This is a genomic window from Rhizobium sp. WSM409 (genome assembly GCF_057653825.1).
In genome coordinates, this window is record NZ_CM172794.1 from 2803761 (window position 1) to 2827854 (window position 24094).

The 24094-nt window shown below is 62.4% G+C and carries 21 protein-coding genes and 1 other RNA gene; 9 read left to right on the forward strand and 13 right to left on the reverse strand.

The genetic code is table 11. The annotated features are described in order from the left end of the window. Entirely contained in the window at nt 1–615 is a 615-nt protein-coding gene (locus AC25BC_RS14115) for a LysE family translocator (RefSeq protein WP_012758229.1), read from the reverse strand. A gap of 151 nt (nt 616–766) precedes the next feature. Here AC25BC_RS14115 and pdxR point away from each other — a divergent pair, with 151 nt between their 5' ends. Beyond that, on the forward strand, nt 767–2269 hold the full coding sequence (gene pdxR / locus AC25BC_RS14120; RefSeq protein WP_128438173.1) for a MocR-like pyridoxine biosynthesis transcription factor PdxR: 1503 nt from the start codon (nt 767–769) through the stop codon (nt 2267–2269). A 3-nt stretch (nt 2270–2272) separates the two neighbouring features. Here pdxR and miaA read toward each other — a convergent pair whose 3' ends face one another. Further along, nucleotides 2273–3169, reverse strand: a complete 897-nt coding sequence (gene miaA / locus AC25BC_RS14125) for a tRNA (adenosine(37)-N6)-dimethylallyltransferase MiaA (protein ID WP_113545190.1) — start codon at nt 3167–3169, stop codon at nt 2273–2275. Between miaA and serB the strand changes: the two genes are divergently transcribed. Beyond that, nucleotides 3168–4058 (forward strand): phosphoserine phosphatase SerB, encoded by an 891-nt coding sequence (gene serB / locus AC25BC_RS14130; RefSeq protein ID WP_128438174.1) that lies wholly within the window; start codon nt 3168–3170, stop codon nt 4056–4058. The genes miaA and serB overlap by 2 nt on opposite strands. A gap of 333 nt (nt 4059–4391) precedes the next feature. On the opposite strand, the gene AC25BC_RS14135 is transcribed toward serB, so the two are convergent. The 5 genes from AC25BC_RS14135 to AC25BC_RS14155 all read right to left on the reverse strand — a co-directional run bounded on the left by AC25BC_RS14135 (nt 4392) and on the right by AC25BC_RS14155 (nt 9865). Beyond that, complete coding sequence (locus AC25BC_RS14135) at nt 4392–6155, reverse strand: Do family serine endopeptidase (RefSeq protein WP_128438175.1); 1764 nt, start codon at nt 6153–6155, stop codon at nt 4392–4394. Between the two features lie 198 nt (nt 6156–6353). Then, nucleotides 6354–7304, reverse strand: coding sequence for a protease modulator HflC (hflC, locus tag AC25BC_RS14140; RefSeq protein WP_113545193.1), 951 nt, complete (start codon nt 7302–7304; stop codon nt 6354–6356). A 3-nt stretch (nt 7305–7307) separates the two neighbouring features. Continuing rightward, nucleotides 7308–8390: an FtsH protease activity modulator HflK gene (hflK, locus tag AC25BC_RS14145; RefSeq protein ID WP_012758235.1), complete on the reverse strand. Its 1083-nt coding sequence runs from the start codon at nt 8388–8390 to the stop codon at nt 7308–7310. Between the two features lie 148 nt (nt 8391–8538). Continuing rightward, nucleotides 8539–9057 (reverse strand): dihydrofolate reductase, encoded by a 519-nt coding sequence (locus AC25BC_RS14150; protein WP_128406244.1) that lies wholly within the window; start codon nt 9055–9057, stop codon nt 8539–8541. 13 nt (nt 9058–9070) lie between these two features. Beyond that, a complete protein-coding gene (locus AC25BC_RS14155; RefSeq protein ID WP_012758237.1) occupies nt 9071–9865 on the reverse strand; it encodes a thymidylate synthase in 795 nt (264 codons plus the stop codon). 111 nt (nt 9866–9976) lie between these two features. On the opposite strand from AC25BC_RS14155, the gene ssrA reads away from it, so the two are divergent. The 4 genes from ssrA to AC25BC_RS14175 all read left to right on the forward strand — a co-directional run bounded on the left by ssrA (nt 9977) and on the right by AC25BC_RS14175 (nt 11620). Beyond that, nucleotides 9977–10339, forward strand: a transfer-messenger RNA (tmRNA) gene (gene ssrA / locus AC25BC_RS14160). Between the two features lie 127 nt (nt 10340–10466). Further along, nucleotides 10467–10982, forward strand: coding sequence for an SspB family protein (locus AC25BC_RS14165; RefSeq protein ID WP_128438176.1), 516 nt, complete (start codon nt 10467–10469; stop codon nt 10980–10982). A gap of 50 nt (nt 10983–11032) precedes the next feature. Beyond that, nucleotides 11033–11227: a DUF4169 family protein gene (locus tag AC25BC_RS14170; RefSeq protein WP_017994692.1), complete on the forward strand. Its 195-nt coding sequence runs from the start codon at nt 11033–11035 to the stop codon at nt 11225–11227. A 168-nt stretch (nt 11228–11395) separates the two neighbouring features. Beyond that, nucleotides 11396–11620: a ribbon-helix-helix domain-containing protein gene (locus AC25BC_RS14175; protein WP_017994693.1), complete on the forward strand. Its 225-nt coding sequence runs from the start codon at nt 11396–11398 to the stop codon at nt 11618–11620. Nucleotides 11621–11712: 92 nt separating this feature from the next. Here AC25BC_RS14175 and AC25BC_RS14180 read toward each other — a convergent pair whose 3' ends face one another. From AC25BC_RS14180 to AC25BC_RS14190, 3 genes are all read right to left on the reverse strand, one after another. After that, nucleotides 11713–15429 (reverse strand): AsmA family protein, encoded by a 3717-nt coding sequence (locus tag AC25BC_RS14180; RefSeq protein WP_128438177.1) that lies wholly within the window; start codon nt 15427–15429, stop codon nt 11713–11715. A gap of 201 nt (nt 15430–15630) precedes the next feature. After that, the gene (locus tag AC25BC_RS14185; protein WP_012758242.1) at nt 15631–17043 is read right to left on the reverse strand and encodes an FAD-binding oxidoreductase; all 1413 of its coding nucleotides are present in this window, start codon (nt 17041–17043) and stop codon (nt 15631–15633) included. Between the two features lie 162 nt (nt 17044–17205). Next, entirely contained in the window at nt 17206–18240 is a 1035-nt protein-coding gene (locus AC25BC_RS14190) for an aldo/keto reductase (RefSeq protein WP_012758243.1), read from the reverse strand. Nucleotides 18241–18332: 92 nt separating this feature from the next. Here AC25BC_RS14190 and AC25BC_RS14195 point away from each other — a divergent pair, with 92 nt between their 5' ends. Then, complete coding sequence (locus AC25BC_RS14195) at nt 18333–19235, forward strand: LysR family transcriptional regulator (protein WP_012758244.1); 903 nt, start codon at nt 18333–18335, stop codon at nt 19233–19235. A 247-nt stretch (nt 19236–19482) separates the two neighbouring features. Then, nucleotides 19483–20577 (forward strand): AbrB family transcriptional regulator, encoded by a 1095-nt coding sequence (locus tag AC25BC_RS14200; RefSeq protein ID WP_012758245.1) that lies wholly within the window; start codon nt 19483–19485, stop codon nt 20575–20577. Here AC25BC_RS14200 and AC25BC_RS14205 read toward each other — a convergent pair. Continuing rightward, a complete protein-coding gene (locus tag AC25BC_RS14205; protein ID WP_012758246.1) occupies nt 20537–21448 on the reverse strand; it encodes an AraC family transcriptional regulator in 912 nt (303 codons plus the stop codon). The two genes, AC25BC_RS14200 and AC25BC_RS14205, sit on opposite strands and share 41 nt — an antisense overlap. Before the next feature lie 45 nt (nt 21449–21493). On the opposite strand from AC25BC_RS14205, the gene AC25BC_RS14210 reads away from it, so the two are divergent. Continuing rightward, nucleotides 21494–21901 (forward strand): DUF2000 family protein, encoded by a 408-nt coding sequence (locus AC25BC_RS14210; RefSeq protein WP_012758247.1) that lies wholly within the window; start codon nt 21494–21496, stop codon nt 21899–21901. Between the two features lie 49 nt (nt 21902–21950). On the opposite strand, the gene AC25BC_RS14215 is transcribed toward AC25BC_RS14210, so the two are convergent. Both AC25BC_RS14215 and AC25BC_RS14220 read right to left on the reverse strand, forming a co-directional pair. Beyond that, nucleotides 21951–22616, reverse strand: coding sequence for a YiaD family glycine zipper/OmpA-like lipoprotein (locus tag AC25BC_RS14215; RefSeq protein ID WP_012758248.1), 666 nt, complete (start codon nt 22614–22616; stop codon nt 21951–21953). A 213-nt stretch (nt 22617–22829) separates the two neighbouring features. After that, entirely contained in the window at nt 22830–23828 is a 999-nt protein-coding gene (locus AC25BC_RS14220) for a flagellin N-terminal helical domain-containing protein (protein WP_012758249.1), read from the reverse strand. Nucleotides 23829–24094: the final 266 nt, after the last annotated feature.

The window sequence follows — 24094 nt, forward strand, 5'->3', positions numbered from 1 at the left end:
TCAATGTGAGAACAGCAGGCGCGATCCGGCACCGGCGAAGAAGACGGCGAGACTGCCCTCGATCCACCGCCGCGCACGGGCGTAGCCGCGCACCATCGGTGCCGTCGAGAAGAGCACGGCATAGCCGGCAAATATCGAGATGCCCAAGAGCACGCAGCCGCCGAATGCCGTGACGGCCATCTCCGGCGAAGCGCCCGGCTTGAGGCCGAGCGACATGATCGCCACCCAGGCCAGAACCGCCTTCGGGTTACCGAGATGCATCAGAACGCCGCGACGATAGAGCACGCCAACTTGCGCGGCAGGCCGGACGACCTCGCTTGCCGGCATATCCGGGGCTGCTGCCGAGCGGGCCGCCCTCCAGGCGAGCCAGAGAAGGTACAATCCGCCTGCAATCTTGAGAAACAGCAGGGCATGGGCATAGCGTACCAGCAGTGTCGAGATGCCGGTGACCGCAACCAGCCCCCAGGATGTCGACATCGTTATAACCCCGGCGGCAAGGGCGAGCGCCGGTCGACGCCCTTGCCGCATTGCCACATTCATAATGGCCATGTTGCTTGGTCCGGGACTGCCTGCAGCAATTGCGTAGGCGATGTAGACGACGAGAAGATCCTGCATTTGCGTCTTTTCCAGAAGTTTGCGCTCGCGCACGGTACCACCCCGACGACGAAAAGCACGCCCTCGGGAAGTCGCCAATCCGCTTCCTTTTCTTTGAAAATTGGTCCACCATGAAGTTCCATTTTGAATAATTTCTAAGGACCATTTTGCGATGTCCAAACGGCGTAGCACCATCGAAATACCATCGCTCAAAGCGATCGAGCGAACGGCCAATGTCAGTCGCCAGCTTGCACAGGCCCTGCGGAACGCGATCGCCCGCGGTGAGCTGAGGTCGGGAGAACGCCTTCCTTCGACGCGGAGCCTTGCGGCTTCGCTGGAGATCGCGCGCGGCACCGTTGTCGAGGTGTTCGATCAGTTGACCGCTGAAGGCTATCTCGAAGCGCGGGTCGGAGCCGGAACCCGTGTTGCCACCGATCTGATGGACACCACGCCGGCGCCCCCGCTTGCACCGGCTGTGCCATCTACCGCGGATGCCGTCGATCTGCCTTCCCAGGCTGCCCGGCTGATTGCCATCGCCCGTGCGCTCACCCCGCACCCGCCCGTTCCCTTCGCCATCGCCGTCCCGGCTTGTGGCATTGCGCCCGACGACAACTGGCGCCGTCTCGGCAACCGCGTGCGCGCGTCGCGACAGGCCGCACCCTCTGGTTACCACGATCCTATGGGTTTGCTCGAACTCAGGCTTGCCATTGCCGACTACGTCCGCCGCGCGCGGGCCGTTCATTGTGAGCCGGAACAGGTCATCATCACGTCAGGCACCCAGCAAGGCCTCTATATGGCAGGCCGGGTGCTTCTCTCGCGTGACGATGCGGTATGGGCCGAGGACCCGGCCTATCCCGGCCTAACGGCAGTGCTCGACGATCTCGGCGTACGAATGCACCGCCTGCCGGTCGACGCACAGGGAATGAACGTGGAACGCGGCCTCGAGCTATGTCCGCGGGCGCGCGCCGCATTCGTCACCCCGTCGCACCAATATCCGATCGGAATGCCGCTCAGCATGGCCCGGCGTAATTCCTTGATCGCCTGGGCCGACCAAAATCGCGCCTGGATTGTCGAGGACGACTACGACAGCGAGCTGCGTTATGCCGGACACCCATTTCCCTCGATGCAGGGATTGCGTCCGTCACGCGTCATCTATCTCGGCACCTTCAGCAAAGTGCTCTTTCCTTCCCTGCGCCTCGGCTACGTCATCGCCCCTCCTCCGCTGGCGGAAGCCTTTGCCGGCGCCCGCGCCATTCTCGACCGGCATTCGCCGATCGCCGAACAGCACGTTCTGGCGGCCTACATGCGGGAAGGCTATTTCGAAGCGCACATCCGACGCATCCGCGGCCTCTATGCCGAACGCCGCGCTGTTCTGCTTTCGGCGCTCGATCGGGCCTTGCCTGAGGGCTGCCGCGTGCAGCAGAGCGACCAGGGCATGCATATTCTTCTGTGGCTGCCCGAGGAGGTCGACGACGCGCAACTTGCAGCCCGTGCCCTCTCGGCCGGCCTCGCCGTGCGTGCGATCTCCCCGATGTATGCCGCGCGGCCGGCGCGCCCCGGCCTGATGCTGGGCTTCGGCGGATTTCTGCCGGACCAGTTGCAGGCGGCGGTTGGCGAACTCGTAAAGCAGCTGAGCCAGCAGATGTCTCAAAGCAGGCGGCCCGCAACAAACTGATGGCTAAACCGTCAGCCGTTCCCAGCTACCGTCCATCTGGTTGCGAAACCATGTCATTTGCCGCTTGGCATATTGCCGCGTCGCCGCAGCCCCCTTCTCCAGCACCTCGTCGCGCGTCATCTCGCCCCTTAGCATTGCCGTAATCTGCGACACGCCAATTGCCTTCATCACAGGCGCCTCGGCCGGCAGATCGAGCGCAAGCAGCGCCCTTACCTCGTATTCCGCACCTTGCTGCAACATCTTTTCGAAACGCCCGTTGATGCGTTGATGCAGCACAGCCCGGTCCGGCAGCACGACGATCTTGCGGGCCTCATCGGCGTCGATAACCACCGGTCCCGACCGGCCTTGGAAATCGGCGATCGACCGCCCCGTCGCCTTCACCACTTCAAGCGCCCGGACGATCCGCTGTCCGTCCTGCCGGTTGAGGCTTGCCGCCATGGCGGGATCGGCCTCGGCGAGTTCGGCGTAGAGCCCGTCCGGCCCCTCCTCCAGCAGCCGGGTCCTGAGTTTTTCCCGTAGCACCTCAGGTATCTCCGGCATATCGGAGAGCCCGCCGGTCAGCGCCTTGAAATAAAGTCCCGTGCCGCCGACAAAGACCGGCAGCCGTCCTGCGTCCCGCAGCGCCGGTAGTAGTGCTGCGACATCCCGCAGCCAGGCGCCTGTGGAATAAGCCGCACCTGCCGGCACGTGGCCGTAAAGATGATGCGGCACGCCCTGCATCTCCGCCTCCGACGGGCGCGCGGTCAGCACCCGCAACGTGTCGTAGACCTGCATGCTATCGGCGTTGACGACCGCGCCGTCATGACGCTTGGCCAATTCGACGGCGAGCGCGGACTTGCCGCTGGCGGTCGGCCCGGTTATCAGGATCGCGTTCACTGTGCTCAGAAGGTTTTCCATCATGGCCCTCGTTGCCACGCTTGTTGCCAATCCGTCAAATCCCGTGCTGACACCCGAAATCGCCGAACGGGCGGCCGAGGCCGTGGACGCTTCCGGTCTCTACTGGCTGGCAGACGGCATCGCCTGCGACATCGCGCTGCGCGACGGCACGGACGCGCAAGCGGCAGAAGCCAATATCCTTGCCGTCGTATCTAGCGCGCCCATCGACCTCGTTATCCAGGAGCAGGAGACCCGCCGCAAGAAGTTGCTGATCGCCGATATGGATTCGACGATGATCGGCCAGGAGTGCATCGATGAACTCGCCGCCGAAGTCGGCCTGAAGGAGAAGGTTGCGACCATCACCGCCCGCGCCATGAACGGCGAGATCGCTTTCGAGCCGGCCTTACGTGAGCGTGTCGCCCTGCTGAAGGGCCTACCGATATCGGTCGTCGACGAGGTGATCGCCAAGCGCATCACGCTCACGCCGGGCGGCCCGGAACTCATCGCCACCATGAAGTCGAAAGGTCATTACACCGCGCTAGTCTCCGGCGGATTCACCGTCTTCACCAGCCGCATCGCCGCCACCCTCGGCTTCGACGAGAACCGTGCCAACACGCTGCTCGAAGACGGCGGCATTCTCTCCGGCTTCGTCGCCGAACCGATCCTCGGCAAGCAGGCGAAAGTCGATGCGCTGAACGAAATATCGGCTCGCCTCGGCATTTCGCCGGAAGAAGCGATGGCCGTCGGCGACGGCGCCAACGACCTCGGCATGCTACACCTCGCCGGCGCCGGCGTCGCCCTCCACGCCAAGCCGGCAGTCGCTGCCGAAGCACAGATGCGCATCAACCACGGCGACCTGACCGCCCTGCTTTATATCCAGGGTTACCGGAAGACGGATTTCGTGACGGCTTGAAGGCGATACCAGCGATATTCCCGAAATCGGGGCTGATCGCCGGTGCCACGTACGGAAGGGCAACCTCCATAAACCCGCCAAATAGCCTGTCACCTCCGGACCGTTAGGCCAACGGCCCCGTTTCGAAAGGCCGCCCGGCACACCCTCTCCGCCCCCATTCCTGTGCTCGTCACAGGAATCCAGCCACCGCGCGTCTGCGCGGTGAATGATTTACGCCAAGAGGGTAGAGTCTTCTTAGCCCAAGGACTTTGGGCGCACTGGATTCCTGTGACAAGCACGGGAATGAGGGAGAGTTGGAGACCACGGCGGCAAATTCACTACCGCCTAGCTCCCCTATTCCATCGGCACCGCCACGAACCGCAGATCGCCATTCGCCGATGCGACCATCAGCTGAGCGTTGCGGCGGCCCTCCTGTTTCAGCGCCTGCACCTTGGCGGCGACAGCATCCGGCGACTTCATAAACTCCTGCGCAACCTCGACGATCACGTCGCCGGGCTTCAGCCCCTTTTCGGCCGAGGCGGAGCCGGGCGTCACCTCTGTGACGACGACGCCGTCAACGCTCTCGGCGATGCCAAAGGCCTTGCGCGTCTCGGCGCTCAACAGCGACAGCGACAGCCCGAGCACGTTCTTCGGCGTGGCCGCATCCGGCGACACCTGGCCTTTATGCTGGTCGGGTGAATCAGGTGCAGGCTTAGCCTGATCGCCTGAATCCGGCTGGTCCATGTCGTTGTTCTCGCCGGGGTCCGGGGTGATCACGCCGCCGTCGCTCTGCGAACCGTCGGGCGCCGCATCGTCGGATGCTGCCGCCTGATCGCTGTCCTCGAGCCGGCCGAGCTTCACCTTGACGGTCTGCTCCTTGCCGTCGCGCAGCACCACGACGTCGACTTCCTTGCCGACCGTGCTTTCCGCCACGACGCGCGGCAGGTCGCGCATTTCGCTGACGGTCTTGCCGTCGAATTTCAAAATGACGTCGCCCGCCTTGATCGAGCCGTCATCGACGGGGCCGCCCTTGATGACACCGGCGACCAGCGCGCCCTTTGCAGTGTCGAGCCCGAGGCTGTCGGCGATATCGTCGGTCACCGGCTGGATGCGCACGCCGAGCCAGCCGCGCCGCGTCTCGCCATATTCGCGCAGCTGGTCGACGACGCCGGAAGCAAGCTCCGACGGCACAGAGAAGCCGATACCGATCGAGCCGCCGCTCGGCGAAATGATCGCCGTGTTGATGCCGATCACTTCACCCTTCATATTGAACAGCGGGCCGCCGGAATTGCCCTTGTTGATCGCCGCATCCGTCTGGATGAAGTTGTCGTAGGGACCGGCATTGATGTTGCGGCCACGCCCGGAAATGATACCCACCGTCACCGAACCGCCGAAGCCGAACGGATTGCCGATCGCCATCACCCAGTCGCCGATGCGCATCGTGCTGGAATCGCCGAATTTCACCGATTTCAGCGGCGTCTTCGGCTCGACCTTCAGCACCGAAAGATCGGTCTTCGTATCGGTGCCGATCAGCTTCGCCTTGAGCTTCGAACCATTGGCGAAATTGATCTCGATATCGTCGGCGCCCTCGATCACGTGGTTGTTGGTGACGATATAGCCGGCCGGATCGATGACGAAGCCGGAGCCGAGCGAGCTGACATTGTGGTTGCCGCCCTTGTTGCCCTGCTGCTTGTTGAAGAAATCGTTGAAGAACTCCTGGAAAGGCGAGCCGTCAGGCGCGCGCGGCGCCGGGCCTGCACCCTCATCGTCCTTCACATTCTGCGAGGTCGAGATGTTGACCACGGCGTCGAGCAGCCCTTCGGCGAGATCGGCGACGGAAGCCGGGCCGTTATTGGGAACGGCGACCTGGATCGGAGCGGTCTGCTGCGGTGCGGTAGACGTAGGAGCAGCCGTTTCCGGTGCAGCCGGGGCCGGCGGTGTGGGTGCAGGGGCAGCCATTTCTGGAGTAGCCGGAGCGGGGGCGGCAAGCCCGGGCGCTGTCGTCTCAGGCGCGGTTTGGGCATATACGACCCCGTTCATGCCGGCATGCGCAAGAATTGCAGCGCTGGCCATAAGCGCGAGCGTTCGTCTGAAGGGCGAGCGAATCGTGGGGGCCATTAAGCTTCCTCATAAGGGGTACATGCGCACATTGAGCACCAGCATAAGGCGGAATGATGGAGGGCGAAATCACCTTTTCGCGAAATCCCCGTGCAATGTGACGTGGCCTCGCAAAAGCCGGATCGTCACAATCATTCCAGAAAAAAGGGCCGGCGCTCGGGCCGGCCCTTCCAGATTGTCGGGGTCGTTTCCCCGCTGTCAGTTCGCCGGCTGGGCCGGTGCGGCGGGAACTGCCGGAACCGGTGCGGCCGGATTTGCCGACTGCAGGGTGCCGGCGGCATTGTCGAAATAGCGGAAGAATTCCGAATTCGGCGACAGCACCAGCGTCGTGTCCTGTGACGAGAGAGCGGAGGAATAGGCCGCCATCGAGCGATAGAACTCGAAGAAGGCTGGATCCTTGCTGAAGACTTCGGCGAAGACGCGGTTGCGTTCCGCATCGCCCCGGCCTCGAAGGATTTCCGCATCGCGCTGGGCGCCTGCGGTGAACTCGACGACCTGACGGTCGGCGACGGCCCGGCGCCGCTGGCCTTCCTCATTACCCTCCGCACGGATACGCTCCGCCTCGGCGAGACGTTCCGACCGCATGGCATTATAGGTGTTGGGCGCAACCTCCGGCGAAAGGTCGGTGCGGCGGATACGAACATCGTCTATATGCAGGCCGAGATTTTCGGCATCTGTGCGCAGGTCGTCGCGAATCTCCAGCATCATCGCGACACGCTCTTCCGAGAGCGCAGCATTGTAGTCACGCAGACCGTAGACGCGACGAAGCGATGAATCGAGCTGGGCCCTCAACCGCGCTTCCGCGGCTTCGCGATCGCCCGATACCGTTTCGCGGAAGCGGCGGACATCCGAGATGTTGTAGATCACGAAGGCATCGACGTCGAAGGTCTGACCGTCCTGGACCTGAACGCGAATATTGTCGAGATCGAGCCTCAGCGCCTGCTTTTCGACCAGCTGAACGCGGTCGGCATCCATGAAGCCGAAGGGCAGCTTGAAATAAATGCCCGGCTCGGTTTTGACCGACTGGATCTGGCCGAAACGGACGACGATGGCCTGCTCACGTGCATTCACCACGAAGATGGACGAATAGAGCCCGACCAAAACGATGGCGAGGATGAGAAGAATGATGGGAAGTCTGTTCGATGTCATGACTCAACCTCCCTGCTGCGCCGGCTTGCCGAGCTCATTGAGCGGCAGGTAGGGCAGGACACCCTGCTTCTCGTCGATGATGACCTTCCGGGAGTTCTTCAGCACCTGCTCCATCGTTTCGAGGTACAACCGCTTGCGGGTCACGTCGGGCGCCTTGGAATATTCGTCGTTGATCGCCGTGAAGCGCTGCGCTTCACCTTCGGCCTCCTTCACCACACGGTCCGTGTAGGCGGCTGCATCTTCACGGATTCTGGCCGCATCGCCTCGCGCCTGACCAAGCTTCTGGTTCGTGTAGCGATTGGCCTCTTCAATCGTGCTGTCGCGGTCACGGCCGGCACGCTGCACTTCTTCGAAGGCATCGGCGACTTCCCGCGGCGGTGCCACGTTCTGGATCGTCACGCCGGTCACGGTCACGCCTGCGCCATAGCGGTTCATCGTATCCTGCAGGATATTGAGCACATCCACTTCGATCGGCTGGCGATTGCTGCGGAAGGCGTCCTGCGCCGGACGCCGGCCGACGATTTCACGCATGGCACTGTCGGAAACCTGCTGCAGCGTCTCTGCCGGATTTTCGACGTTGAAGAGATAGGCCTTGGGATCGCTGACGGTGTAGAAGACCGCGAACTGCACGTTGATGACGCTCTTGTCGCTGGACAGCATCAGGCCGTTCGAAGACGATGCCGAAGTCGCCCCGATGTTCAGCTGCTGCACGGTCACCTTGACCGTCTCCACCGTTTCCATCGGCCACAGATGGAAATGCAGGCCCGGCATGGAAATCTCTTCCTTCGGCTTGCCGAACCGCAGTTCGACGCCGCGTTCGTCCGGCTGCACGACGTAGATGCATTGGATCAGCCAGAAGACGGCGACGATCGCCACGACGATCACCGCCACGCCGCCGTTGAATCCGCCGGGAATGATGTTGCGCAGCTGGTCCTGACCGCGCCGGATGATATCTTCCAGATCAGGCGGTCCGCCCTTGCCGCCGCCACCGCGCGGCCGGTTCGGCCCCTGTCCCCATGGTCCCTGATTATTACCGCCGCCGCCGCCCCAAGGGCCGCCGCCGCCATTCTGATTGCTCCAGGGCATCAAAACCTCGTTGTTCGTTAAGTCTCCACGCATGCGAAACCGTGGGGGCTGACCGGCCGATGCGTTGGTGACCGTTATAAGTATCGCCGCACCGGCTTTCAACGCAACGTGAGAAACTTGGTCAATTTAATTGGAAAATAGTTCATTTTCAGGCGCGTCGGCGTTCGTAGACGACGAAGCGCGTGGGATAGCTGTCCTTCTCGCCGGCCGGAACCGCGATCGCCTCCCCTGCCTGCCAGATATCGGGATCAATCACGGGAAACGACGCGTCTCCGTCGAGATCGGCCTCGACATGCGTGATGCACATCCGGTCGGCAAGACCGATCGCCTGGGCATAGACCTGCCCGCCGCCCAGAATGCAGATCTCGTCGACGCCGGTTTCGAGCGCCAGCCTTTCGGCCGCCGTTATCGCCTCGGACAGCGAATGCGTCATGGAGACATCAGGATGATCTATCGCTGCCTGCCGCGAAATGACGACGTTCGGCCGTCCCGGCAGTGGCTTGCCGATCGAGTCGTAGGTCTTGCGGCCCATCACCACAGGCTTTCCCAATGTCAGCGCCTTGAAGCGCTTGAGATCGCTCGAAAGCCGCCACGGCATGTCGCCGTCACGGCCGATAATGCCGTTGCGGGCAACGGCGGCGATAATGGTCCTGCGGATGTCGGCCATGGAATGTCCCGGATCAGACGGCGATCGGCGCCTTGATGCTGGCATCGGCCTCGTAGCCGATCAGCTCGAAATCGTCGAAGGTGAAGCCGAAAATGTCCTTCACATCAGGCTTGATGCGCATGAACGGCAGCGGCTTCGGCCGGCGCGCCAGTTGCAGCTTCGCCTGGTCGAAATGGTTGTGATAGAGATGAGCGTCGCCGAGCGTGTGAACGAAATCGCCGGGCTTCAGCCCGGTCACCTGAGCCACCATCATCGTCAGCAGCGCATAGGAGGCGATGTTGAACGGCACGCCGAGGAAGATATCGGCCGACCGCTGGTAGAGCTGGCAGGAAAGCTTGCCGTCAGCCACATAGAACTGGAACAGGCAATGGCAGGGCGGCAGCGCCATTTCGTCCACTTCGGCCGGATTCCAGGCCGAAACGATGTGGCGACGCGAATTCGGATTGTTGACGATGCCTTTAACGAGATTGGCGATCTGGTCGATATGGCCGCCATCCGGCGCTGGCCAGGAGCGCCACTGGGCGCCGTAGACCGGCCCGAGATCGCCGTTTTCGTCGGCCCATTCGTCCCAGATCGAAACGCCGTTTTCCTTGAGATATCGGATATTCGTCTCGCCCTTCAGAAACCAGAGAAGCTCGTGAATGATCGAGCGCAGATGCAGCTTCTTCGTGGTGAGGACGGGGAAGCCCTCTTCGAGGTCGAAGCGCATCTGGTAGCCGAAGACCGAGCGCGTGCCGGTGCCGGTGCGGTCGCCCCGGTCGGAGCCCTTTTCCATCACATGATTCAAGAGATCGAGATATTGCTTCATGTCGCGCTGATTCCGTTTCGGCCAATTTAAGCCTTCGGAACCGGGAAACCAATCACCGCCGGGTATTTTCCCAATGTTTCTGATGGGGCGCATAACGCTTTTATGACGTTTGCCCTTTCCTTGTGCAGAGGAAACCCCTATATCAACTCTGCCGGCTTTCGGGCCGGCTATGGCGATAAATGAGCGGTGTAATAAACCTATTGGACCCGGGGGCGGTACCCGGCGCCTCCACCAAAAACCGGCGGTCTTAAAGGCCGGCTTTTGATGGGGGCGAAACAGGATCGACAAGGGTGTAAAGATCGTCTTTTTGCTCGGCATTGTACCGCCGTTATCGGGCTAAAATTGTAGTTGCAAACGACAACTATGCGGAAGCTCGTCTCGCTGCTTAATCGCGGTGTGACACTTCAAATAAAGTCCTAGTGGTTCGCACCTCTAGGCGGGGTCCGAAGGCACCTGGCAACAGAAGCCTTCACCTTCTCCCTGCCGCCGAAATCATGTATGCTGCTTAAAAACGTGACTCGGCTCCGGTCTTTCCCAAGGCGCCCGGACGTGGCATACAACCTTGTGAAAAGACTCCGAACCGACGAAAGACAGGAAAAGCATGGGGCAGGATCATATCCGCTACGACATTCTGGCACAGGATGCACTTCGCGGCGTCATCCGCAAGGTATTGGCGGAAGTCGCAGCCACGGGCCGCCTGCCCGGTGATCATCACTTCTTCATCACCTTCCTCACTGGCGCGACCGGTGTGCGCATCTCCCAGCACCTGAAGTCGAAATACCCCGAGCAGATGACTATCGTCATACAGCACCAGTTCTGGGACATGAAGATCACCGAGACGCATTTCGAGATCGGTCTTTCCTTCTCGGACGTTCCGGAAAAGCTGGTCATCCCATTCAATGCGATCCGCGGCTTCTACGATCCCTCCGTCAACTTCGAGCTCGAGTTCGACGTGCCACTCGCCGATGGCGAGGAATTGCCGTCCGGCGAAATCACCGCCTATCCGGTGGATGCGGCCGGAAAGCCCGATGACGCCGCCGGTGCAAAATCCGCCGACGGCGAGGAGAAGAAACCGGGCTCCGTCGTCTCGCTCGACTCCTTCCGCAAGAAGCAGTGATTTGAAGGGAGGCCAAGCCTCCCTTTTCCATAGGGAATCCAGGCAACCGCATGAGCGCCGAAATCATCAATCTGCGCCAGTTCCGCAAGAAGCAGGCTCGCTCCGAACAGGAGAAGCAGGCCGAACAGAACCGCATCTCCTTCGGCCGCACCAAGGCCGAAAAGCAACTGACCCGCAGCCTGAACGACAAGGCCGACAAATCCCATCGCGACGGCCGGATCGAGACCGATGACGACGGCGCGTGACGGTTTCACGCAAAACTCGAAGAGCCGGAATGGAACCTGCGATCAGCCACTTGCGCGGTTTCCTTGAATCGATCTGCCGACCCACGCATGCTTTGACAGAACGTCCTTAGCGCGTGCTCGCGGACGCGCGGCGCTCTAGGCGCTCCAATCGGAATGTGAAGGCGCTCCATGATCCGCAAGCATTCGGCGACATTGCACGGCCATCGCACCAGTTTCTCGCTGGAGGATGAGTTCTGGACTGAGCTGAAGACGATTGCCGCAGCCCGTTCGATACCGCTCGCCGCCCTGATCTCCGAAATCGACGACCACCGCCCGCCGGACAGCAACCTGTCCTCAGCGCTGCGCTTGCATGTGCTTTCCTGGCTGAAGGCCGGCGCCAGCCACCAGCCCTGATGCATGTTGCTTAAAATCGCGTAGCGATTTGGGACGACATCAATGAAAACAAAGGCCTGAAGCGTCTTGCATGAATCAAATTCTATGCACTTTCACTGCGCCTGAACGCCCGGCAACTGGTCGAAATTGAGCGGACCGGGCTGCGCTTGCCCGCTGCGCCGTGCTGCTTCCGCCTCTGCGGCGGCCCTCGCCTGCGCATCCGCATCCGCCTTCGCTTTGGCTTCCGCCGCGCGTGCGGCCTCCGCCTCGGCAGCAGCCTTCTCAGCGGCTGCTTTCTGCGCCAGCGCGCGCAGCCGCTCTTCCTCCGCCTGCCGTTGCTGCTCGATCTCGGCTGCCTTGATGCGCTCAGCGTCGTTGAACCGGTAGAGCGCCACCTCGCGGCGCAGCCGCTGTTTTTCGAGCACGACCGCCTGCAGCCGCTCGACACGCCGGCGCTCGCGCTCGAAGGCGCGCAGCGACAGAAAGCTGGTGATATCGGTTACATCCATCGTCTTGCCGGGCGACGGCAGCATGCCGGAAAAATTCAGCCGGAGCGCCGGCTCGGCGCCGGAAAGCGCTTCCGTGCCAGGATTGAACCCGACGCCCAGCGTCGCGCTGATCCGCTCTTCCGGCAGTGCGATTTGCGCATCGGCGGTGATGCGGGCCAGATCGTTGGCGACGGTGACATTCTGCACCCTCAGCGTCCCGTCGGCGATGTTGAAGGGGATGCCGAGCGGCGGCAGTTTCGCCTCGCCGTTGCTGAGCAGCGTCTCGATGATTGGATGCACCTTGCCGGCATTGATCTGCTCCTGCATCGTATCGGTTGCGGCAAGCAGCGGCGGAAGGACGGCAAGGTTAAGCCCGCGTATGCTGGTATCGCCGAGCCTCAGTTCGCCCGAACCATTGAGCGAGCTGGCGATCTCGCCGATCGTCTTGCCCGAAGCCTCCATCGACAGCGACAATCCGAACTTGCCGTTGGCGATCGGCGCTCCGTCGCGCAGCCAGACGACGCCGGAAAGATCGGAATCGGCAAGCGCAAGCTTCGTCTGCAGGAAACCGGTACCGTTGGCATTGGTGAAAAGCAGGTTGCCGGAGAGCTTTCCGTCGTCCCAATTGCCGGCCATTTCGTTGAGCTGCAGCTCGTCGCCCTTGTAGGCAACGTTGCTGGTGAAGTCCGACACCGCCGTTTCCGGAAGGCCCGGCCAGAACTGCTTGGCCGTCAGTTTCACGTTGACGTCGAGATCCTTGAAGACGGGCAGCCCCAGCGGCGCCTTCGTCAGCTGACCGTTGGCGGGATCGACGATCTGGCCGAACACCGCCTCGCCGAGCCAGCCGGCATCGGCCTTGGAGAGCGTCAGCCCGCCACTCGCGGTCGTCTTCGCAGCCTTCCGGTCGAAGGTCAGCGCACCGGAAAATTCGTTGTCGGCCGCATGCCCCTTGAGATCCGAAAAGACGATCTTGTCGCTATCGATGGCGGCATTGACCTGCAGACCGAACGGCAGCCCGGTTCCGGTCTGCGGCAGGGCGATGCCGTTCATGATGAGATAGGGGTCGATATCGGCGCTGTCGAGCGAAAGGGCGATCTCGCCGTTCATAAAGGTCTCCGGCCGGACATCGATCTTGCCGTTGGCCATGAACGAGGTCCGGTCGGTCGCAAAGGTCAGCGCCGCATCGGCGGGATCGTTGCCCGATGCCTTCACCTTCAGCGTCAGGCGGCCATTGGCCCCGACATCGACCGGCAGCGGATCGAGCCCGGCCTGGCCGAACAGGACTGATGGCACGGCGTTTTCGAGCGTCGCCTCGAGGCTCGTCGTGCCATTGCCGGTCAGCGCCAGGAGGTCGGACATGCGGTAGTCGAGATTGACGCGGCTGCCGTTCGCCACGCCGGCAAGCGTCACCGTCAGCGCATTGCCCTCGTCGCCGCCAAGCGTCAGCGCGCCGCGAAGCGCCGTATTGCCGTACCAGCCGGCATTGCGCACCAGCCGGTCAAGCACCGGGTGATGCGGCAGGTGCTCGCGCAGCGTGGTGAAGAAGCCGCCGGGATCGGCCGATTTGAAGGTGATCTCGCCCGCGCCCTTGTAGTCGAGCAGCGAACCTTCCGCCCTGCCCGTCGCCGTCAGCTCTGCGCCTGCAATATTCTTGATCGACAGCCGGTCGACGGCAAGCGCGCCATCGGCAATCGTAAAGGTGGTCTCGACATTCTCGGCGTCGACGCCGAAGGCGGTGAACTTGTCGGCCTTGAGCTGGGCGGCGATCTTGTGGTCGAGCACGTTGTCGCCGGCATCCTGGCCGGTCATGAGCCCGCTCAGCGCCTGTAGCGCGTCAAGATCGAGCGTATCGCCGTTCAGCGCCACCGATAGCGTCGGCGTCTGGCCGGAGATCGCCTGGCGCTCCAGCCGGCCCTTCAGCGTCGCCGGTCCGATGGCGATCTCGAGATTTTCGAAACGCTGCAATTCATGCGTCAGGCTGACATTGGCGGAAAAGCCCGCCTGCCGTAATTGCCGGATAGCCGGATCGACCGAGCCGGCTAGCCAGGAGGCTAGCCCCGTCGGCTGGCTGGAGGCCACCAGGATCTGGCCGTTGAACGAAGGCTCGCCCTGAAGCAGGAGCTTGCCCTTGCCCTCTACCTGCGTGCGTCCCGGCAGCGTGCCGGTGACGCTGTCGATCAGCCAGCCGGTGCCGGCCGGTTCGAGCTCCAGCTGTACGTCGCGCAGCGTCGTATCGCCGGCGACGATTGCCGGCAGCTTGACGCTCGCCTTGCCCGGCACCTGCGGGATCGGCACCTGCGCGACGATATCGATCAGCGAATTCAACCGCTGGCGCGCCGAAACAGCGGGATCCCGTGTCGTCTTGCCGGCCGAGCCCTGATTGCCGATGCGGTTGACATCGATCTGCTGGCCGTCGGCGGTCAACAGGAATTCCGGCGCATTGCCGGTATCGAGCGTCGCCTCGCCGGTTATGACGTAGGGATCGTCTGTCGGGCCGATCTCCATCCGGTATTCGGGGATGCGGATACGTTCATTGGTGAGCTCGAAGCGGCCCTTGACGCGCGGCGGCTGCTCTTTCTTGTTGGCGGGCTTGGCGCTGTTGCGGATTTCGATCGCGGCCGAAAGCTGGCCCTGATAGTTCGGCTTGCTGTCGACGAGCTTCAGCTCGCCGTCGAGATCGACGCTGACAGGGTGCTTGTCCGGCGAAAGCCTCGTGCGCATGCGCAGCACGCCGTTCTCGTCCGGCTGACTGCTCGAGATCGAGAAGCCGCCGTGCTCGCCGTCGAGCGCAGCGTCGCCCTCGATGCGCCAGGGACCAGCCAGCGACTTTGCCGACATTTCCGCGTTGAGGCCGGTGATGCGACGCGAGCGACCCGACTGATCGTCGATGAATTCGACCTCGCCGCCGCTGACATGCACGTTTTCGAGGACGACGGTCCTTGCCGGTATTTCCGCGCGGCTGCCGCGCATCCAGTCGAGCGTGCCGTCCTTGAGCAATCTCAAGCGCACCTTCGGATTGACGATACGCATGTCGAAGATCAGCGCTTCGCCCGACAGGAAAGGTGCGAGCTCCGCATCCATGGAGAACTGCTCGACCTTGACGATCGGCGTGCCGTCTGCTTCCTGGCCGACGCGCACGTCATGCAGCGTCACCGATGGAAACGGCAAGAGGCGCGCATCCACGGTGCCGTAGACGGTGACTTTCTTGCCGATAATGCGGCTTGCCTGATCCTCAAAATTCTTGCGGAAGTCCGTCCAGTCGATGAACAGCGGCGCAAGCAGCGCCACAAACAGCACTACGACGATCACTCCCCCCAGAAAGACGAGGAACCGGCCTACCAATGCAAAGCGTCTCCATTCGGGATTCTGTTGCAGACACTAGAGCATGATGCCGAAAAGTGTGAGCGGTTTTCGGACGACATCATGCTCTAACTCTTTATTTGAGAACAGGATTCAGATTTCAGGGCGAGCCTGCCTAACATCATCTTGTTCTAGCGCTAATCATGCCGGGGGCAAGACCCAACTTCATGAGAATGTTCCGTTTCAGCCATGGTGGAAAATCTTGCCGGGATTGAAGATATCGTCCGGATCGAGCGCCTGTTTCACCTGTCGCATCAGATCCACCGCGCCGCCGAGCTCCTGTTCCAGAAACGCCATCTTGCCTTGCCCGATCCCGTGTTCACCGGTGCATGTCCCGTCCAGGTCGAGCGCCCGCCGGTTGAGCCGTTGTACGAAGCTCTCGGCCATGGCGATGTCTTCGGCGCTCTTGTCGTCGAACAACAGCAGCACATGGAAGTTCCCGTCGCCGGCATGGCCGACGATCGGCCCCAACAGCCCGTGTTCCTCGATATCCGCCTGCGTTTCGGAAACACAATCGGCGAGCCTCGATATCGGAACACAAACATCGGTCGAAAGTGCGGCAAGCCCGGGCGCCAGCGCCCTTGCGGCCCAATAGGCGTCGTGGCGTGCCTTCCAGAGCTTCGTCCGTTCCTCGGCATTGGCTGTCCACAGGAACTCGCCGCCGCCGCATTCGGCGGCGATCTCGGCAAAGGCTGCCGATTGCAGCGGCACCGTCTCGTCGGTGCCGTGGAATTCGAGGAACAATGTCGGGCTTTCGGCATAGGAGAGCTTTGAATAGGCGTTGCAGGCCCGCATCTGTACCGTGTCGAGCAGCTCGATACGCGCCACCGGAATGCCCATCTGGATCGTCATGATGACGGCATCGCAGGCGGCCTTGATGCTCGGAAAGGCACAGGCCCCTCCGGCAATCTTCTGGGGGATCGCCTGGAGGCGCAGCGTCACCGAGGTCAGAATGCCGAGCGTGCCCTCGGCGCCGACGAAGAGCCGCGTCAGATCGTAGCCCGCCGAGGATTTACGGGCGCGCCGGGCCGTGCGGATCTCCTCGCCATTGGCGGTGACGGCGGTGACGGCAAGCACATTGTCCTTCATCGTTCCGTAGCGCACGGCATTGGTGCCGGAGGCCCGCGTCGAGGCCATGCCGCCGATCGAGGCGTTGGCGCCGGGATCGATCGGGAAGAACAGGCCGGTATCGCGCAGGTGGATATTCAGCGCCTCGCGTGTCACACCCGGTTCGACGGTGCAGTCGAGATCTTCGGGGTTGACCTCAAGCACCCGGTCCATGCGGCTGAAGTCAATCGAAATGCCGCCATTGGCGGCATTGACCTGCCCCTCCAGCGAGGTGCCGACGCCGAAACCGATCACCGGCACCTTGTGGGTCGCACAGGCTCTGACCGCCGCCTTCACATCTTCGGCGCTCTCAGCGAAAAGCACCCCGTCTGGCAGTTGCGGCGGGATATAAGTGGTCGTATGGGCATGCTGTTCGCGGAAGGACTGGCCGGTCTGGAAACGCTCGCCGAAGCTCTGCTTGAGAATGCCGAGCACCGCGGCAATTCCCGCCTCGTTGCGTGTGCCCGCCTTCGCGTCCTTCAGCGCCATCCCGTTGATCTCCCTGCCATTCCGCAGAAACCATATCGTGTTCCGCAGGTCAGGCTGGGTATGCGGCAAGTCAAAGCGGCTGTCCAGTTAAGATTGGCAGAAGATTTCATTCCCACTTTGTTATAGGCAGGCTGCTATAGCCAAGTCCGCCGCCCTCGCACCTCAGACAATCGGCGGATTGAGCCGCGCAAAACCCTCCTGCCTGCGATAGGGAAAATAGGGATAGGGCGCCGTGACAGTGCTGACGGCGTCGAGCCTTTCGACCTGCTCCTTCGACAGGCTCCAACCGACCGCACCAAGATTCTGCCGAAGCTGTTCCTCGTTGCGGGCGCCGATGATGACGCTCGATACCGTCGGCCGGTTAAGCAGCCAGTTGATGGCGATCTGCGGCATCGTCCGGCCGGTCTCACCCGCGATGGCGTCCAGCACCTCGACGATGTCGAACAGCTTCTCGTCGTCGACGGGCGGGCCGTATTGCGCCGTCTCGTGCAGCCGGCTTGCCTTGGGCAGCGCCTGGCCACGGCGGATCTTGCCGGTCAGCCGGCCCCAGGCAAGCGGGCTCCAGACGAGGGCTCCCACACCTTGGTCGGCGCCGAGCGGCATCAGCTCCCATTCGTAATCGCGCCCCGCCAGCGAATAATAGACCTGATGGGCGACATAACGCGGATAGCCGTGGCGCTCAGCGGCGGCGAGCGACTTCATCAGTTCCCAGCCGGCAAAATTGGAAACGCCGGTATAGCGGATCTTGCCTGCGGCGACGAGCCCGTCGAGCGTCGACAGCACCTCCTCGACCGGCGTCGAGGCATCGAAAGCATGAAGCTGCAGGAGGTCGATATAGTCGGTCCCGAGCCGGCGCAGCGCATCCTCGGTGGCGCGGATCAGCCGTGCTCGCGACGTTCCCCAGTCCTGCGGCCCCTCGCCCATTGGCAGCGCCGTCTTCGTCGAGATCAGCACAGCGTCTCGCCGGCCGCGGATCGCCTGGCCGAGCACCTCCTCGGAAGCGCCGGCGGAATAGACGTCGGCCGTGTCGAAGAGATTGACGCCGGCTTCGAGGCAGATATCGACAAGCCGCCGCGCTTCCTCGGCATCGGTATTGCCCCAGGCGCCGAACAGCGGCCCGCTGCCGCCGAATGTGCCGGCGCCGAAGCTCAAGACCGGCACTCTGAGGCCGGAGGCGCCGAGATTTCTGTAGTCCATGGATCTGTCTCCTGTATTTCCTATGAGATAGACCTTGGTCGCCCGATGATATAGATTGCCCCTAAGCAAATCATCTGTGACTTGAATTCATCATGAGCCGTCAGGACATCAACCGCTCCGGCGAAATGGAAGTCTTCGTCAGTGTCGTCGAGCGCTGCGGTTTTTCCGCCGCCGCCACGGCCCGGCGCATGACGCCGTCGGCTGTCAGCAAGCTCGTCGCCCGGCTGGAGACCCGCCTCGGCGTCCGCCTCGTCAACCGCTCTACCCGAAAGCTGCAGCTGACGCCGGAAGGCTGTGCCTTCTACGAGCGCAGCATCACCATCCTTGCCGATATCGCCGAGGCTGAACGTCAGGCCTCGACAGGTGAACAGGCTTCAGGCCGAATCCGCATCAACACCAGCGGCTCTTTCGGCAATCATGTGCTGGCGCCGCTCGTGCCGGCCTTCATGGCGCTTCATCCGGCCGTGACGCTGGATATTTCCCATACCGACAGGATAGTCGACTTGATGGAGGAGCGTGCCGACGTCGCAATCCGCGCCGGCCCCTTGAAGAATTCCAGCCTGATCGCTCGCAAACTTGGCGCCACCGGCAAGATCATCGTCGCAGCACCGGATTATCTCTCGCGTCATGGCAAACCACTCACGATCGCCGATCTCCGCCGCCATTGCCGCATCGGCTTTTCTTACGCCCGCGCCATCGAGGGCTGGTCGCTGCGCGAAGGTGGCGAAACGGTGATGATCCCGATCACCCCGGGCCTGCAGGTGGGAGACGGCGAAGCCATGCGTCACCTCGCTTTGTCAGGCGCCGGCCTTGCCCGGCTCGCCGCCTTCACCGTGCGCGCCGATATCGATGCCGGCCGCCTGGTGCCGGTGCTCGAAGAGGCCAATCCTGACGATCTCGAGGAGTTCTACGCCGTCTATATGGGCCAGGGCGGCCCGCTACCGGCGCGTGTACGCGCACTGCTCGATTTTCTCGCCAGCCATGTACGTTTCTGAGGCACCCCGCCCAAAACCGTGCAGCGGCTTTGTAAAGGTGACATGCATAAAAACAACGACTTGAAGCGGTCGCATGAATCAGTTTCGCATTATAGGGCACCGAGAAGCCAGATTTCGCAATTGACCGCCCGCCTCGCCCCCGCCTATACCGGACCCGCGCCAGCCGGCTCTTGTAGCCGGCATTTCTTCGTCATGCCGGAGCCCTCAGCCTCAGGGCTTGGCGCCGGCCAGGAAAGACACGGGGATCATGTCATTCTGCGACGTAAGCCGCCTGCTGCGGGATTCCGGCCTGGCGAAATGGGCGCTGCTGCTGGCACTTTCGACTGCTCTCGTCGTCTTCCTCGAACTCTTTGCTCTGCCGGCCTCGCTGCTGATCGGACCGATGGTCGCGGCAATCGCACTGGCGTTGACCGTCGGCAAGGGAAAGCTTCGCGTGCCCTTCTGGCCGCTGCAGTTCGGCCAGGTCCTGGTCGGCCTGATGATGGCGCGCACCATCACCCCTGACATTCTCGGCACCATGGCGAAAGACGCACCGCTCTTTCTGCTGTTCATCTTCTCGGTCATCGCCATCGCCACCGGCCTCGGCTGGCTTTTGACGCGCTGGCAGGTGCTGCCGGGTACGACCGCGGTCTGGGGCTCCTCGCCGGGCGGCGCCTCCGCCATGGTCATCATGTCGGAAGCCTATGGCGCCGATGCCCGTCTCGTCGCATTCATGCAGTATCTGCGCGTCGTCTTCGTCGCCGTCGGCGCCTCGGTGATCTCGCGCCTGTGGGTGGCAGCCGATGGCGCCGAGCCGCCGCCGCTTGTCCTCTTTCCCGAGATCGACTGGCCGGCCTTTGCGGCGACGATGGCTTTTGCCGCCTTTTGTGCCTATGGCGTCTGGCGCCTGCGCCTCCAGGGTGGCACGATCATCGTGCCGCTCTTTCTCGGCGCCTTGCTGCAGGGCATGGGCCTCGTGAAAATTGAGTTACCGATGTGGCTGCTCGCCATCGCCTATGCACTGGTCGGCTGGAGCATCGGCCTGCGGTTCACTCGCTCGATCCTCAAGCACGTGGCGCGCGCCCTGCCGAGGGTATCGGCCTGCATCGTGCTGCTGATGGCGCTCTGCGGCTGCATGGCCGTGGCGCTTCACGTCTTCGCCGGCATAGATCCGCTGACCGCCTATCTCGCCACCAGCCCCGGCGGCGCCGATTCCGTCGCCATCATCGCCGCCTCCAGCGATGTCGACGTGCCCTTCGTGATGGCGATGCAGACCGGCCGTTTCCTGGTGATCCTGATGATCGGCCCGATGCTCGCCCGCTTCATCGCACGCCGTTCCGGCCTTGCGGAAAATCCCGTCTAATGCCCTGTTTGGGGTTATGCGTGAGTGCTACCCATTGGCCGGGCGTCATGCCGTAGGCCTTCTTGAAATGGCGGTTGAGATGGCTCTGGTCGGCAAAGCCGGTCGCCGCCGCCACATCGGAAATCCCCTCGCCCGCACCGATCATCGCCCGCGCCCGCTGCAGCCGCCGCATCAATAGGTAGCGATGCGGGCTGGTGGCGAAGGCCGCCCGGAAATGCCGCGACAGCGCAAAGCGGTCGAGCCCCGTCACCGCTTCCAGCTCCCCCGAGCACACTGCCCGGGTCGCATGTGCCTCAAGATAATCCCGCGCTGCCCGCGCCTGCCGCCACGCGACGAGGCCCAGCGGCCGGCGCGGCATGCGCGCATGCCGTGACAGCCCGCCCGTCACCCGCGATACGAAATCGTCGACGAAAAGCTCGTCCAGTTCGCGGTCAAGTTCGCCGAGTGCTGCCAGCAGCACGCCCGCCAGCGCAGGATCGCCGATAACGGGTTCATCGACAAAAGGCAGGCCGACGCCATCCGCCTCCAGGCATTCGAGAAGCAGCGACGGCTCCAGATAGAGCATGCGGTAGTGCAGCCCATCCTCGGTCCCCGCCCCGCCGTCATGCTCTTCGTCGGGATGCAGCACGATCACCTGCCCCGGCAGGCTGAAGCGCCGCACGCCGCGATAGCGGAAGGTCTGTACCCCCTTCAGAGTCACGCCGAGTGCATAGGTGTCGTGCCGATGCGGCTCGAAAGCATTGCCTGAGAACTGCGCCTCGATGCGCTCGATGCCGGGAAAGGCCGGCGCAGCCAGGATGGCGTTGCCGGATGGTCCCGCGCACAAACGTTCAAGACCTTCGAAGACCTGCGGATGTAAGTCCTGGTTCAACGCGCCCGATACTCCATAACCCGTAGATAGGTGAAAGACCGTACGATGTTTGATACCAAAATTGCCGTCGTCCTGCGAAACAATCTTGCCGGCTGGCAGAAGCTGAACGTCACCGCCTTCCTGATGACAGGCATCGCCGGCGGGCATCCCGAGATCATCGGCGAAGCCTACAAGGACCGCGCCGGCAATCTCTACAATCCGCTATCGATCCAGCCGATCATCGTGCTCTCCGCCGACGAGGCGACGATATCAGCAGTTCACCGCCGCGCGCTGGAGCGCGATATTACCAGCTCGCTGTTCATCGAGGAGATGTTTGCGACCGGCCACGACGCTGCCAACCGCGCCGTCTTCGCAGAATTTGCGCCTGAAGACGCCAAGGTGGTCGGCATCGCGCTGCGCGCCGAAAAGAAGATCGTCGACAAGATCACCAAGGGCGCCACGATGCAGCACTAACAGAAACGGCCGGGCTAAGCCCGGCCGTTTCAAAGGCAGAAAATTCGGTTCAGCCCTGCGTGATCGGCGCGATCTGGATCTCGACGCGGCGGTTCTGCGCGCGGCCGGCCTCGCTCGCATTGGAGGCGACGGGCTGGGACGGGCCGAAACCGACGGCGGAGACGCGGCGCTGGTCGATGCCCTGACCGCCGAGATAATCGGCAACCGAAAGCGCGCGGCGCTGCGACAGGTCCTGATTGTGCTGCAGGCTGCCGGTCGAATCCGTATGGCCGTTGACGTCGATCAGCGTGCGGTTGAACTTGCGCAACACGATCGCCACCGAATTCAGCGTCGGATAGAAGCCCGGCTTCACCGCGTCCTGATCGACGTCGAAGGTGATGTTCGACGGCATGTTAAGAATGATGTTGTCGCCGTTGCGGGTCACCGAAATGCCGGTGCCTTCGAGCTGGGCGCGAAGCTCGGATTCCTGCTGGTCCATGTAATTGCCGATCGCACCGCCGGCGAGAGCCCCGACGCCTGCGCCGATCAACGCCGCATTGCGCTTGCCGTGGCCGCCACCACCGACGGCCACGCCGACGAGAGCGCCGCCGAGGGCGCCAAGCGCAGCACCACCCGCCGTATTGGAAACCTTCTGTTCACCGGTATAGGGATCGGTCGTCGTGCAGGCACTGAGATAGCTTGCGGCAATAGCGAGAAGTACGAATTTTTTGATCATGGACAGGACGGTCTCCGTTCGACTGATCCGAGCAAATGGCAAGGATTGCGGCAAGAAAATGAAGATGTTCTCCTGATAGGGCAAATTCGGGCGCCGAAACACAGCCATGTTGCGGGATTGCGCTGATATCACCAGTTTTAGCGGATGACCGTCCACTTCTCCTCCCTCATTCCTGTGCTCGTCACAGGAATGACAGAGAGTGGGATCGCACACTTAGAAATTTTGGAACAACTGCCGCACCGTATCGTAGGTTGCGTTGGCGATGTTCAGCGATTGCAGGCCGAGTTGCTGCTGCGTCTGCAGCGCCCTGAGCCTGCTCGACTCCTCCTCCATGTCGGCATCGACAAGCCGGCCGATGCCGGTGGCATTGTTGTCGTGCAGTTTCGTGGCGAAGTCGTTCTGCAGGTTGATGCGTTTCTCCAACGCGCCGAAGGCCGAACCGACCGTCGTCAGCTGCGACAGCGCGGCATCGACGACGCTGATCATTTCGCCGACCTGTCCTTTCGTCGTGCTAGCCGAGAGCGAAATCACTACCTGCCCTGTGGTGGTGCCGTTTTTGCTCTGCATCAGCACGTAGTCCTGCGACGCGCCGAGCTCGGTGGCGAAATAGGCCGATGTCAGCACGCCGTATTCGCCCGAACCGGTGGCGCGATCATCGATCAGGTAGCGTGCGTCCTTAGAGGTCGTGCTCCCGCTCGGCGTCGTGTCGATATGATAGCTCAGCATGCCGACCGAGATGGTCCCGTCGGCATTGCGGATGAAGGAGGCCGGAATCTGGCGCGGCTGCGTCGGTGTCGCATCGTTGTTGAGAACCACCCAGTTGTCGCTATTGAAAGTCGCCGCCTCGGAGACGCTGCGCAACTGCTCCTGCAACTGCTTGATCTCTTCATTGACCTTGTCCTTGTCGACCCCGTCTTCGGTCGCGGCAACCAGCTTGGCCTTGATCTCAGAGACGACATCGATGACGTTCTGGACGCCGGTATAGGCCGTTCCCATCGTCGCCGCCGCCATACCAAGCGCATCCTGGATCGCCGAAACCGCCTTGTTGTCGGTTCGCGCAGTGGTGGCGACCGACCAATAGACGGCATTGTCGCTGGCTTTTGCCACACGCATACCGGTCGTGATGTGGTTTTGCGTGACCGCCATATTACGGTTGATATCGCGCAGCACATGAAGCGCCGCATCCACCGAGACGCGCTGGTAAATACTCACAGAACTAAACTCCAAAAACACAACAGGACGCAAACTGCACAAGAAATGAACCGTCCGCACGGACTGTCATGTCCGGGGTCGCTGGCGTTCCAGCGCGTTGCGGCCTTCAAGAAACGAAGAAGACCAGTCGGTTACTGGCAACAATCATTGCCGTTTATGCTTAACAAACGACTAAACGTCAGAAGTAATCCATCTTATTTTTCAAGGTTTCATACACCATAAGAAACGCCGCCGGACGAGGTACGGCGGCGTTGCGAAATCGGATG

Bases quoted from the DNA above. Each gene is read 5' to 3' on its own strand.
- AC25BC_RS14115 (WP_012758229.1), bottom strand. From the start codon at position 615: ATGCAGGATCTTCTCGTCGTCTACATCGCCTACGCAATTGCTGCAGGC.
- pdxR (WP_128438173.1), top strand. From the start codon at position 767: ATGTCCAAACGGCGTAGCACCATCGAAATACCATCGCTCAAAGCGATC.
- serB (WP_128438174.1), top strand. From the start codon at position 3,168: ATGGCCCTCGTTGCCACGCTTGTTGCCAATCCGTCAAATCCCGTGCTG.
- miaA (WP_113545190.1), bottom strand. From the start codon at position 3,169: ATGATGGAAAACCTTCTGAGCACAGTGAACGCGATCCTGATAACCGGG.
- AC25BC_RS14135 (WP_128438175.1), bottom strand. From the start codon at position 6,155: ATGGCCCCCACGATTCGCTCGCCCTTCAGACGAACGCTCGCGCTTATG.
- hflC (WP_113545193.1), bottom strand. From the start codon at position 7,304: ATGACATCGAACAGACTTCCCATCATTCTTCTCATCCTCGCCATCGTT.
- hflK (WP_012758235.1), bottom strand. From the start codon at position 8,390: ATGCCCTGGAGCAATCAGAATGGCGGCGGCGGCCCTTGGGGCGGCGGC.
- AC25BC_RS14150 (WP_128406244.1), bottom strand. From the start codon at position 9,057: ATGGCCGACATCCGCAGGACCATTATCGCCGCCGTTGCCCGCAACGGC.
- AC25BC_RS14155 (WP_012758237.1), bottom strand. From the start codon at position 9,865: ATGAAGCAATATCTCGATCTCTTGAATCATGTGATGGAAAAGGGCTCC.
- AC25BC_RS14165 (WP_128438176.1), top strand. From the start codon at position 10,467: ATGGGGCAGGATCATATCCGCTACGACATTCTGGCACAGGATGCACTT.
- AC25BC_RS14170 (WP_017994692.1), top strand. From the start codon at position 11,033: ATGAGCGCCGAAATCATCAATCTGCGCCAGTTCCGCAAGAAGCAGGCT.
- AC25BC_RS14175 (WP_017994693.1), top strand. From the start codon at position 11,396: ATGATCCGCAAGCATTCGGCGACATTGCACGGCCATCGCACCAGTTTC.
- AC25BC_RS14185 (WP_012758242.1), bottom strand. From the start codon at position 17,043: ATGGCGCTGAAGGACGCGAAGGCGGGCACACGCAACGAGGCGGGAATT.
- AC25BC_RS14190 (WP_012758243.1), bottom strand. From the start codon at position 18,240: ATGGACTACAGAAATCTCGGCGCCTCCGGCCTCAGAGTGCCGGTCTTG.
- AC25BC_RS14195 (WP_012758244.1), top strand. From the start codon at position 18,333: ATGAGCCGTCAGGACATCAACCGCTCCGGCGAAATGGAAGTCTTCGTC.
- AC25BC_RS14200 (WP_012758245.1), top strand. From the start codon at position 19,483: ATGTCATTCTGCGACGTAAGCCGCCTGCTGCGGGATTCCGGCCTGGCG.
- AC25BC_RS14210 (WP_012758247.1), top strand. From the start codon at position 21,494: ATGTTTGATACCAAAATTGCCGTCGTCCTGCGAAACAATCTTGCCGGC.
- AC25BC_RS14215 (WP_012758248.1), bottom strand. From the start codon at position 22,616: ATGATCAAAAAATTCGTACTTCTCGCTATTGCCGCAAGCTATCTCAGT.